The sequence below is a fragment of the Variovorax sp. GW458-11-26-14-LB1 genome, from assembly GCF_059423965.1.
The window spans coordinates 1-11619 of record NZ_JBWKYW010000091.1 but is presented as its reverse complement, the minus strand read 5'-3'; the positions used below and the strand labels follow the sequence as shown (position 1 = coordinate 11619).

The following is an 11619-nucleotide window of genomic DNA, read 5'->3' as shown; positions in this document are numbered from 1 at the left end:
GCTCGGCACCTTGCGCGCGCGGGGCCTCACGCTCGCCCAGGCGGTGGCCGCCTCTTCCTTCTTGCCGCAGCCGATGAGGGCCGCCGAAGCCACCGCGGTGAGGGCGGCGAGCTTGAGAAGGGAACGCTTGTTCAGATCATTCATTGTCGAAATCCTCGGAAGAAAAGGACGGGTTGGCAAAAAAACGAGAACGCGATTATGAGCCGGGGTAGAACGGTTTCCCCATCGAGGCCGGCATGTTGATGCGGATGAAGGCGGGGTTGCGCGAGATCAGCGCCAGCACCACGATCGGGGCGATGTACTGGGCCATGCTGAGGAACTGCGAGGGCACGTCGACGCCGCTGCTTTGCAGGTGGAAACCCAGCATCGAGACGCCGCCGAACAGGTAGGCGCCGAGCAGCACGCGGATCGGGCGCCAGGTGGCGAAGGTGGTCAGCGCCAGCGCGATCCAGCCGCGGCCGGCAACCATGCCCTCGACCCACAGCGGCGTGTACACGGTCGACAGGTACGCGCCCGCCAGCCCGCACAGCGCGCCGCCCGCGATCACCGCCAGGAAGCGGATGCGCCGCACCGGGTAGCCCAGCGCATGCGCCGACTCGGGCGACTCGCCCACCGAGCGCAGCACGAGGCCGGCGCGGGTGCGGTACAAAAACCAGATGAGCCCGATGGTCAGCAGCACGGCCACGTACACCATCGGGTGGTGCCGGAACAGCGCCGGGCCGGCCAGCGGAATGTCGGCCAGCACGGGAATGGCGAAGGGCGTGCTCTCGGGCAGCTTGGCCTGCACGAAGCTGATGCCCGCGAAGGCCGAGAAGCCGACGCCGAACAGGCTCAGCGCCAGCCCCGTGGCGTACTGGTTGGTGTTGAGCCAGATCACGAGCACGCCGAAGAAGGCCGCGAGCAGCGCGCCGGCCGCCATGCCGGCCAGAAAGCCGAGCCAGGGGTTGTGCGTGATGACCACCGTCGCGAAGCCCGCGATGGCGGCGCACAGCATCATGCCCTCGGCGCCGAGGTTGACGACGCCGGCCTTCTCGTTGATCAACAGGCCCAGCGCCGCGATGGCGAGCACGGTGCCCGCGCTCAGGGTCGAGCCCAGCAGGAGTGCGTAGCTTTCCATGGTTCAGAGCCCTCCTTCGGTGGCACGCGCGGTCGGCGCAACGGGCGCGGTCGGCGCGGTGATCGGCGTGCTGACCTGCAGCGAACTCGTGGTCAGCGTCGCGGCCTTGGCGCCGGCCTTGCGGCGGATGCGGTACGCGATGAGCGTGTCGCAGGCCAGCAGCGTGAACAGCAGCAGGCCCTGAAACACGCCGGTGAGCGACTTGGGCAGGCCCAGGCGCGACTGCGCGAGTTCACCGCCGATGTAGAACATGCTCATCAGGATGGCCGAGAAGATCATGCCCACCGGATGCAGCCGCCCGACGAAGGCCACGATGATGGCCGCGAAGCCGTAGCCCGCGGGCACGTAGGGCGTGAGCTGGCCGATGGGGCCCGCCACTTCGAGCGCGCCCGCCAGGCCGGCCGCGCCGCCCGAGGTGAGCAGCGCGATCCACACCGCGCGGCGTGCCGAGAAACCGGCATAGCGCGCCGCCGCGGGCGCCAGCCCGCCGACCTGCTGCGCGAAGCCCGCGCGCGTGCGGAACAGGAACACCCACAGCGCGCCCGCGCCGACCAGCGCGATGATCAGCCCGATCGACACGCGCGAGCCCTTCATGAGGCGCGGGATCTGCGTCACCGCCTCGAAGGTCTTGGTCTGCGGGAAGTTGTAGCCCTGCGGGTCTTTCCAGGGGCCGAAGACCAGGTAGCTCAGCATCAGCGTGGCCACGTAGACCAGCATCAGGCTCACGAGGATTTCGTTGGCGTTGAACTTGTCGCGCAGGAACGCGACGATGCCCGCCCACACCATGCCGCCCCCGATGCCCGCCAGCAGGATGGCCACGACGATCCAGCTGCCGGTGCTCTTGTCGGCCAGCAGCGCCACGCCGCCCGCCGCGATGGCGCCGCAGACGAACTGCCCTTCGGCGCCGATGTTCCAGACGTTGGAGCGAAAGCACACGGCCAGGCCCAGCGCAATGATGAGCAGCGGCGTGGCCTTCACCATCAGCTCGCCGATGGCGTAGCCGCTCTTGATCGGCTCGTAGAAGAACACCTGCAGGCCCTTGACCGGGTCCTTGCCGAGCGCGGCGAACAGCGCCACGCCGATGAGCACGGTGATCAAGAGCGCCAGGATCGGCGAGCCATAGCTCCAGAAGCGCGACAGCTCCGGGCGGGGTTCAAGCTTGAGCATGCGCGCCCTCCTTCGTGTTGTTGTTCTGGTGGGGCTGTGCCTGCGGCCACAGGCCGCTCATCCACTCGCCGATCTGCGGCAGCGTGGCCGCCGCGCGGTCGATCGAGGGCGACAGCCGCCCCTTGGCGATCACGTGCAGCCGGTCGCAGATGTTGAACAGCTCGTCCAGCTCCTCGCTGATCACGAGCACGGCGCAGCCGGCGTCGCGCAGCGCCAGGATCTCGGCGTGGATGAGCGCGGCCGCGCCCACGTCCACGCCCCAGGTGGGCTGCGAGACGATGAAGAGCTTGGGGTTGGCGTCGATCTCGCGACCGACGATGAATTTCTGCAGGTTGCCGCCCGACAGCGAGCGCGCCGCCGCGCCCGGGCCGCCGGCCTTCACCTTGAAGCGATCGATGATGGAACGCGCCTGCTTGTCGAGCTCGGCGGTGCGAATCCAGCCGCCCTTGCCCACCGCGTTGCTGCGCGTGAGCAGCAGGTTGTGCGCCAGGCCCAGCGTGGGCACGGCACCGCGCCCCAGCCGTTCCTCGGGCACGAAATGCAGGCCCAGCGCACGCCGCGCACGCGGGCGCAGCCGGCCGGCCGGCTGGTCGAACACGCGCACCATGGCGGGCTCGGCGCGCACGTCCTCGCCCGAGAGCGTGTACAGCAGTTCCTTCTGGCCGTTGCCCGAGACGCCGGCGATGCCGACGACCTCGCCCGCGCGCACGTCGAACGAGATGCCGTCCAGGTCGACGCCGAACTGGTCTTCGCGCGCCAGCTTCAGGCCCTGCACGCGCAGCGCCACCGCGCCGGCATGCAGCGGGCGGTGCTGCAGCGGCGGCGGCTCGCTGCCGATCATGAGGCGCGAGAGCGACTCGGTGCTCTCGTTGCGCGGGTTGCACACACCCGTGACCTTGCCGCCGCGCAGCACGGTGCAGGCCGTGCACAGCTCCTGGATCTCGTGCAGCTTGTGGCTGATGTACAGGATGCTGCAGCCTTCCGAGGCCAGCTTGTTCAGCACGCCGAACAGGCGGATCACGGCCTGCGGCGTGAGCACCGAGGTCGGCTCGTCCAGGATCAGCAGCTTGGGGTTGGTGAGCAGCGCGCGGATGATCTCCACCCGCTGCATCTCGCCCACCGACAGCGTGTGCACGGGGCGCGAGGGGTCGATGTCCAGCCCGTACTCGCTGGCCTTGGCCGTGATGCTACGGGCCACCTCGGCCAGCGCGAGCGACTTGTCCAGGCCCAGCCAGACGTTCTCGGCCACGGTGAGCGTGTCGAACAGGCTGAAGTGCTGGAACACCATGCTGATGCCCAGCGCGCGCGCCTGGTGCGGGTTGCGCAGGTTCACCGCCTGGCCGTCGAAGGTGACGGTGCCTTCGTCGGGCTTGACCGAGCCGTAGATGATCTTCATCAGGGTCGATTTGCCCGCGCCGTTCTCTCCGAGCACGGCATGGATTTCGCCGGGCTGCACGGCCAGGGAGATGTCGCTGTTGGCCACCACCGCGGGGTACCGCTTGGTGATGTGCGCCAGCTGGAGTCTGGGGGTTGTCATGCCGGGTTTCGTGGGTTTGTCTCGTTCAACATCAACAAGCGGGGACAGCTATAAGTTTAATAGCGTCCCCGCGACCATCGGCGCCCGACGGCGCGTCCTTCAGTGTCCGCCGATGTAGGCGAACTTGAACAGGAAGATCGCCGCGATCACCCACACCATCGCATGCACTTCCCGTGCCCGGCCGGTGCACAGCTTGAGCACGGCGTAGGTGATGAAGCCGAAGGCCAGGCCGTTGGCGATCGAGTAGGTGAAGGGCATGGCCAGCGCCGTGACGGCCGCCGGAATTACCTCGGTGGTGTCTTCCCAGTCGAGCTCGACCAGGTCGCGCAGCATCAGGCAGCCCACGAACAGCAGCGCCGGTGCGGTGGCGTAGGCCGGCACCGAGCCCGCCAGCGGCGAGATCATCAGGCAGGCCAGGAACAGCACCGCCACCACCACGGCCGTGAGACCGGTGCGGCCACCGGCTTGCACGCCGGCTGCGCTTTCCACGTAGGCCGTGGTGCTCGACGTGCCCAGCAGCGAGCCCGCGAAGATCGCGCCGCTGTCGGCCAGCAGCGCCTTGTTCATGCGTTCCATCTTGCCCGGCACCAGCAGGCCGGCGCGCTTGGCCACGCCCATCAGCGTGCCGGTGGCGTCGAACATCTCGACCAGGAAGAACACCAGCACCACGTTCAGGATGCCGCCCTTGAGCGCGCTCAGGATGTCCAGCTGCATGAAGGTGGGCGCGATGGACGGCGGTGCGTCGAACACGCCGTGGAACTTGTTGCCACCGAAGAAGAACGACAGCACCGTCACCGTGAGGATGCCGATCAGGATGGCGCCGCGCACCTTGAGCCGGTCGAGCGCCACGATCATGAGGAAGCCGATGGTCGCCAGGATCACGGGAGCCGAGTGCAGGTCGCCCAGCGTGACGAAGGTGGCCGGCGAAGCCGCGACCACGCCCGCGCTCTTGAGTGCGATGAGCGCCAGGAACATGCCGATGCCCACGGTGATCGCCGTTCGCAAAGACTGCGGTATGCCCGCGATGAACAGCTCCCGCAACCCGGTGACCGTCACGATCAGGAACAGACAGCCCGAGATGAACACCGCGCCCAGCGCGGTCTGCCACGTGTAGCCCATGCCGAGCACGACCACGTAGGCGAAGTAGGCGTTCAGGCCCATGCCCGGCGCCATGGCGATCGGGTAGTTGGCGTACAGGCCCATGATCAGCGTGCCGATGGCCGCGATCAGGCAGGTGGCGACGAAGACCGCGCCCTTGGGCATGCCCGCGTCCCCGAGGATCGACGGGTTCACGAAGATGATGTAGGCCATCGTCAGGAAGGTGGTCAGCCCTGCGATGACTTCGGTGCGCACGGTGGTGTTGTGCTCGGTCAGCTTGAAAAAGCGTTCCAGCAGACCGGCGTTGGCCGGTGCGGTGGCCGCACGCAACGGCGCCGCCTCGGTGGCCCCGGCGGCCCGGGGAGTGGTGGCCTTGGGCACCTCTTCATACCTGTTCATTTCGCTTGTCTCCAGCTGTTGTATGTGGCGGTTCGTTCATCGTTGCCTCGGTCGCGACGCCGGCGCGACGGAGGGCTCAGGGAGGATCGGAAAGCGGCTCAGCCGGCAGGGCTCGGGCAGTGGCGGCGGGCGCGGCATCGAAGCCGGGCCGCAGCGACGCCGCCACGCCCTTGATGCATTCGCGCAGCCAGCGCGCGGAACTCGACGAATGGGTGCGTTCGTGCCAGAGCTGGTAGTACATGAGGCGCGGCAAGGCGGCCGGGCACTCGAGGATCTTCACGGGCAGCCGCGCGGCAAAGCGCTCGCAGTACTGGCGCCCGGTGGTCAGCACCAGCAGGCTCGAGGCCACCATGTCCGGGATGAGGCTGAAGTGCGCGCAGCGCGCCGTGATGTTGCGCTGCCGGCCCAGCTCGTCGAGCATCTGGTCGATGATGCCGCGCCCGCCCGGGTGCATGGGCGTGGGCGCGATGTGCTCGGCCGCCAGCCAGGTTTCCAGGTCCCACCCGCGGCGCACGGCCGGATGGTCCTGGTTGACCAGCGACACCACCTCGTCGCCGAAGAGGCGCGCCATGTGCAGGTCTTCCGGCGGCTTGAGCCAGTTGCCGATCACCAGGTCGACCTGCCCGAGCGCGAGGTGCCCGTGGTAGTCCGAATCGGGCGAGAGCGCATGGATCTCGATCTGGCACAGCGGCGCCTCGCGCTTGACCTGCGCCACCAGCATCGGCAAGAACAGCGGGTCCATGTAGTCGCTGGCCGCGATGCGGAAGGTGGTGGCCGCCGACTGCGGCTCGAAACCGCGCGCATCCGAGAACAGCATCTCGGCCGCCCGAAGAATGCTGGCCGCGGGCTCGATCATCCGCAGCCCCGCGTCGGTGGGCACCATGCCCGAGCCCGAGCGCACCAGCAGCGGGTCGCCCGACAGCTCGCGCAGGCGCTTCAGCGCGGCCGAGACGGCCGGCTGGTACATGCCCAGGCGGATGGCGGCGCGCGAGACGCTGCGGTCGGTCAGCACGGTATGAAGCACCCGAATCAGATGAAGGTCGATCTTGTCGAAAAGCGCCTGGTCTCTCATGGCTGTTCACACCTTTCTTGTCTGTGCGAACAGTTATACAGCGCAACATTTGGAGAACGGAAGGACGCTCGGACCGTGCGAGCACGGCCGGTGCTCATTCGCCAGAGGCTGCCTGCACCGCGGTCAGGGCGCGGAGGATGGATTCGCTCGTGGCCGGCGCCTTCAGCGGCGGATCGACCCGGTGCCCGCCCGCGGCCGACACGGCATCGCGGATCGCGAAGAACACCGAGAACGGCAGCAACAGCGGCGGTTCGCCCACGGCCTTGCTGCGGTGAATCGAGTCTTCGAAGTTCTGGCCCTCGAACAGGCGCACGTTGAACACCGGCGGGCAGTCGTTGGCCGTCGGGATCTTGTAGGTGCTGGGCGCGTGCGTGGTGAGCTTGCCGCTTTGCGGATGCCACACCAGCTCCTCGGTGGTGAGCCAGCCCATGCCCTGGATGAAGGCGCCCTCGACCTGGCCGATGTCCACGGCCGGGTTCAGCGACTTGCCCGCGTCGTGCAGGATGTCGGCGCGCAAGAGCTTCCATTCGCCGGTGAGGGTGTCCACCACCACCTCGCTCACCGCCGCGCCGTAGGCGTAGTAGTAGAACGGGCGGCCCTGCATCTTGTCCTTGTCCCAGCTCAGGCCGGGCGTGGCGTAGAAGCCGTCGGACCACAGCTGCTTGCGGTCGAGGTAGGCCTCGCCCACCACGGTGCTGAAGGCCAGCGTGCGGCCGTTCACTTCGACCTGGTCGTTGGCAAAGCGCACGTCGGCGGCGTTGCCGCCATGGCGTTCGGCGGCGCAGGCGGCCAGGCGTTCGCGGATCTGGCGGGCGGCGTCCTGCGCGGCCTTGCCGTTCAGGTCGGCACCGGTCGAGGCGGCCGTGGCCGAGGTGTTGGCCACCTTGGTCGTGTCGGTCGCGGTGACGCGCACGCGCTCGAAGCTCACGCCCAGCTCGTGCGCCACCACCTGCGCCACCTTGGTGTTCAGGCCCTGGCCCATCTCGGTGCCGCCGTGGTTCACGAGGATCGAGCCGTCGGTGTACACGTGCACCAGCGCGCCGGCCTGGTTGAAGTGCTTCACGTTGAACGAGATGCCGAACTTCAGCGGCGCCAGCGCCAGGCCGCGCTTGAGCACCGGGCTCTTGGCGTTGAAGGCGGCGATCTCTTCACGGCGCAGGCGGTAGTCGCTGGTTTCCTCCAGCTCGGCCACGAGTTCGTGGACGATGTTGTCGGTCACGGTCTGGCGGTACGGCGTGACGTTGTTCTCGCCCTTGCCGTAGAAGTTGACGCGCCGCACGTCGAGCGGGTCGCGCTTCAGTTCGCGCGCCACCGAGTCCATGATGTTCTCGATGGCGATGGCGCCCTGCGGGCCGCCGAAGCCGCGGAACGCGGTGTTGCTCTGCGTGTTGGTCTTGCCCGAGAAGCCGTGCATGCTCACGTTGGGCAGCCAGTAGGCGTTGTCGAAGTGGCACAGCGCGCGCGTCATCACCGGGCCCGACAGGTCGGCCGAATGGCCGGCGCGCGACACCATCGTGATCTCGGCGCCGAGGATGCGGCCCTCGTCGTCGTAGCCCACCTCGTACTCGTACCAGAAGCAGTGGCGACGGCCGGTGATCATGAAGTCGTCGTCGCGGTCCAGCCGCAGCTTCACGGGGCGCTGCAGCTGGCGCGCCGCAATGGCCGCCACGCAGGCGAACAGCGCCGACTGCGATTCCTTGCCGCCGAAGCCGCCGCCCATGCGCCGGCATTCCACATGCACCTCGTTCGAGGACAGGTGCAGCGCATGCGCCACCAGGTGCTGCATCTCGCTGGGGTGCTGCGTCGAGCAGTGGATGTGCAGCGTGCCGCCCTCCTTCGGGATGGCGTAGCTGATCTGGCCTTCGAGGTAGAACTGTTCCTGCCCGCCCACGTCGAGCGTGGCGCTGTGGCGGTGCGGTGCCTTCGCGATGGCGGCGCGCACGGCGGCCTCGTCGCCGCCGTTGGCGGCCCCGCCGCTGCGCACGATGTGCATCGGCGGCACCACGTACTGGCCGCGCGCATGCGCGTCCTGCGGCGTGATGACGGGCGGCTGCGCCTCGAGGGTGATCGCGTCCTTGGCCTTGGCGGCGGCGCGGCGCGCGACATCGCGGGTTTCGGCGATCACGGCGAACACCGGCTGGCCGAGGTAGCGGATCTGGCCGCCGTCGTTCACGGGCAGCAGGATCGGGTCGTCGTGAATGATCGAGCCGCAGTCGTTGGTGCCGGGAATGTCGTCGGCGGTGAGCACCGTGACCACGCCGGGCATGGCGCGGATGGCGTCGAGCGACAGCGCCGTCACGCGGCCGTTGGCGGCCGGCGACAGGCCCAGCGCGCAGTGCAGCGTGCCGGCGAGTTCGGGAATGTCGTCGATGTAGGTGGCCTCGCCGGCCACGTGCAGGTGCGCCGACTCGTGCGGGCGGCTGATGCCCACGCGCATGCCGCGGCCGTGGGCCAGCGCTTCGGCGCCCACGTCGATGCGGGCGGCGGTGTTCTTCAGGTAGTCGGCAAAGGCCTCGGCGGGCTGCAGCAGGCGGGCGTCGATGGGTTTGTTCATGGTCAGAGTCCTTCCGCCGCAACCTTGGCAACGACATGGGGCATCACGCTCCAGACGCTGGTTTCTTCGATGGACAGCGCGTCCTGCGTGCGGGTTTCGAGCCACAGGCGCTGGATCAGGTTCTGCGCCACCTGCAGGCGGTAGTCGGCCGAGGCCCGCATGTCCGAGAGCGGCTTGAAGTCCTGTGCCAGCGCCAGCTTGGCGGTGGCCACGCTGGCCTGCGTCCAGGGCTTGCCCACGAGCGCGGCTTCGGCGTTGGCGGCGCGCTTGACGGTGGCGGCCATGCCGCCGAAGGCCAGGCGCACGGCCTTCACCGTGTCGCTGCCGGCTTCCAGTTCGATGGCGAAACCCGCGCACAGCGCGGAGATGTCGCAGTCGAAGCGCTTGCTGATCTTGTAGGCGCGCACCTGGCGGCGCATGGCGGCCAGCGGCACGGCCAGGCCCTGCACGAACTCGCCGGGCTGCAGCTCGTTCTTCATGTAGTCGAGGTAGAACGCGGGCAGCGGCATGCGGCGCACGACGTCGCCGCGGCGCAGTTCGATCTCGGCGTCCAGCGACATCAGCACCGGCGGCGAGTCGCCGATGGGCGAGCCGTTGGCGACATTGCCGCCCATGGTGCCGGCGTGGCGGATCGGCGGCGAGGCAAAGCGCAGCCACACGTCGGCGAGGCTGGGCACGCGCTCGACCAGCGCGCCGAAGGCGGCTTCGAGCGAGGCGCCGGCGCCGATGTACAGCTCGTCGGCGCGCTCTTCCACGGTCTTCATCTCGGCCACGTCGCCGACATAGATGATGTCGCCGAGGTCGCGGAACTGCTTGTTGACCCACAGGCCGACGTCGGTCGAGCCGGCCAGCAGTTGGGCGCGCGGCTTCTGCACGCGCAGCGCGGCGAGCTGGGCCAGGGTCTTGGGGGCGTGGAAGTGGTCGACGCGGGCGCCCAGCGGGGCCGCGTAGTCCAGGCCGTCGTTCTTCAGCGCGGTGAGCGCGGCCACCACGGGCGCGGTGTCCAGGCGCACGGCCGGCAGGTCGAACATGCGCTGGCCGGCGTCGAGGATGGGGCGGTAGCCGGTGCAGCGGCACAGGTTGCCCGACAGGTCGTCGGCCAGCTGCTGGCGCGTGGGCTGCGTGCCCTCGGCCTGGTGGTGTTCGTAGGTGGCCCACAGCGACATCACGAAGCCCGGCGTGCAGAAGCCGCACTGCGAGCCGTGGCAGTCGACCATGGCCTGCTGCACGGGGTGCAGCGGGTGGACAGCGTGCTTGGCCGGGGCGTCGGCCTTGGGCTTGCATTGCGACGCGCACTGCCCCTTGAGGTCTTCGACCGTGAACAGCGCCTTGCCGTGCAGCGTGGGCAGGAACTGGATGCAGGCGTTGACGGTCTGCAGCTGCAGGCCGTCGACCGCGCCGGGCGCGTGGGCGTCGGTGGCCAGCTCGCCGATGACGACGGTGCAGGCGCCGCAGTCGCCTTCGTTGCAGCCTTCCTTGGTGCCGGTGCAGCGCGCGTCCTCGCGCAGCCAATCGAGCACCGAGCGGGTCGGATGGACCCCGCTGACGTCGACGATCTTTCCGCGATGGAAGAAGCGGATCGGTTGAATCGGTGTACTGCTGCTCTCGGTGCTCATGCTTTTTCAGGCTCGTGGGCGGCCCGTCATGGGCCAGTCATGGACGTTAGCGGCTTGCGTGGGGTCTTGCATACGGGCACGCCCATAACGCGTATGTGAGGGTCGGTATGCCACGTCCGGGGAAACCCTTGGATTGACGTTGCAATTCCCGGGCCACGCCGGAAACCGAGGGTTTTCAGCCGTTTTTCAGCCGTGTGCGATGGCGGTCCAGGCGGTGGCCAGCAGCGTCACGCCGGCCACGAAAAGCAGCCCGGCGACCAGCCATTGCAAGGTGCGCGGTTGCAGCTTGTTGGGCAGGCGGTGGTGCAGCCGCGTCGCGGCGTAGACGACGGGCATGGCGCAGCCGGCCAGCAGCGCCGAGTGCCACGAGAAGTGGCCCGTGGGCACCACGATGACGAGCCGCACGAGCGAGTTGAAGGCGAACATCAGCAGCAGCGCGCGGCGCACGAGTTCGCGGTCCAGCGGCTGGCGGTACATGTGAAAGACGATGGGCGGGCCCGAGGCCGAGAACAGCCCGCCCAGCACGCCCGAGAGCCCGCCGATGAGGGCGAAGCTGGTGCGGCCCGACACGGCCGGCAGCGGCTTGCCCTGCAGCAACAGCAGCACGGCGCAGATCAGGATCGACACGCCCAGCAGGCCCCGCAGCCACGACACGGCGCTGCCGCTGAGCCACACGAGCAGCATGAGCCCGACGATGACGCCGACAGTGCTGCCGTTGAGCGCGGGCTTCATGAGCTGCCAGGGCACGGGGCCGGGGCGCGCGCGGAAGTAGGTCCAGGCGTTGATGAGGCTCAGCACGGTCGCGGCATTGGCCGCGTCGTTCACGCTGGCGATGTCGAACACCGACACGAGGCCCAGCAGGATGAGGCTGAACGCAAAGCCCGTGAGGTTCTGCGCGTAGGTGGCCAGGCCCACGCAGGCCATGAAGATCAGGACCGGGACGGCCCCGGAAAGAATCGCTTGCACCGGGGGTTTCGTCAGCGCGCGCCGAAGCTTGCGGGACGGTGAAGGGAGACGGGGGAAAGGGGATGCGGGACGGACATTCGGACGGGGATCGGG

General features: G+C 68.8%; 8 protein-coding genes and 1 pseudogene. All 9 read right to left on the bottom strand.

The features are described 5' to 3' along the window. A pseudogene (locus AC07YS_RS31520) lies at nucleotides 1-144 on the bottom strand (BMP family ABC transporter substrate-binding protein); the annotation flags it as partial. Between the two features lie 52 nt (nucleotides 145-196). Then, a complete protein-coding gene (locus AC07YS_RS31515) occupies nucleotides 197-1117 on the bottom strand; it encodes an ABC transporter permease (RefSeq protein WP_070061710.1) in 921 nt (306 codons plus the stop codon). A 3-nt stretch (nucleotides 1118-1120) separates the two neighbouring features. Next, nucleotides 1121-2284 carry an ABC transporter permease gene (locus AC07YS_RS31510; protein WP_489061926.1) on the bottom strand — a complete coding sequence of 388 codons (1164 nt, stop codon included), beginning with the start codon at nucleotides 2282-2284 and terminating at the stop codon, nucleotides 1121-1123. Beyond that, nucleotides 2271-3821, bottom strand: a complete 1551-nt coding sequence (locus AC07YS_RS31505) for an ABC transporter ATP-binding protein (RefSeq protein WP_495270246.1) — start codon at nucleotides 3819-3821, stop codon at nucleotides 2271-2273. The genes AC07YS_RS31510 and AC07YS_RS31505 overlap by 14 nt, the downstream gene beginning before the upstream one ends. Nucleotides 3822-3920: 99 nt before the next feature. Beyond that, entirely contained in the window at nucleotides 3921-5318 is a 1398-nt protein-coding gene (locus tag AC07YS_RS31500) for an NCS2 family permease (RefSeq protein WP_062477503.1), read from the bottom strand. A gap of 76 nt (nucleotides 5319-5394) precedes the next feature. Next, complete coding sequence (locus AC07YS_RS31495; protein ID WP_159274497.1) at nucleotides 5395-6390, bottom strand: LysR family transcriptional regulator; 996 nt, start codon at nucleotides 6388-6390, stop codon at nucleotides 5395-5397. 94 nt (nucleotides 6391-6484) lie between these two features. Further along, a complete protein-coding gene (xdhB, locus tag AC07YS_RS31490) occupies nucleotides 6485-8944 on the bottom strand; it encodes a xanthine dehydrogenase molybdopterin binding subunit (RefSeq protein WP_495270247.1) in 2460 nt (819 codons plus the stop codon). A gap of 2 nt (nucleotides 8945-8946) precedes the next feature. Then, a complete protein-coding gene (gene xdhA, locus AC07YS_RS31485; RefSeq protein ID WP_495270248.1) occupies nucleotides 8947-10560 on the bottom strand; it encodes a xanthine dehydrogenase small subunit in 1614 nt (537 codons plus the stop codon). A gap of 186 nt (nucleotides 10561-10746) precedes the next feature. Continuing rightward, a complete protein-coding gene (locus AC07YS_RS31480; protein WP_083259231.1) occupies nucleotides 10747-11526 on the bottom strand; it encodes a sulfite exporter TauE/SafE family protein in 780 nt (259 codons plus the stop codon). Nucleotides 11527-11619: the final 93 nt, after the last annotated feature.